We start from the raw sequence: 269 nt of genomic DNA on the forward strand, positions 1-269 counted from the left end.
GTTGTGCATCAGCGCATGCGGGGCCACGGTCGGGTCGGCGGTGAGGAACACTGCAGTGCCCGGCACGCGCACCGGCGGTGCCAGCATCAGCCCAGGCAGGAAGGTATCGAGGCGGATGCCGTCCTTGCGGATCTCATCGCAGAAGGCCAGTGAGGCCAGGCAGTCGCCGATGCGGCCGGCCTCGTTGAACGCGATAATGCAGGCCGAGATGCGAGGCCGTTCGATGGGAGCGGTCGTGGAGGACATGATGGCCGGGTACCTGTTGTTTG

General features: G+C 66.2%; 1 protein-coding gene. It reads right to left on the reverse strand.

The window, feature by feature from the left end:
• Positions 1 to 246: hypothetical protein (locus ABGA94_RS07075; protein ID WP_375366825.1), on the reverse strand; the 246-nt coding region annotated here is incomplete at its 3' end.
• Positions 247 to 269: the final 23 nt, after the last annotated feature.

The sequence above is a fragment of the Stenotrophomonas sp. 3diitr2024 genome (assembly GCF_042136455.1).
Taxonomy (GTDB): Bacteria; Pseudomonadota; Gammaproteobacteria; order Xanthomonadales; family Xanthomonadaceae; genus Stenotrophomonas; species Stenotrophomonas sepilia.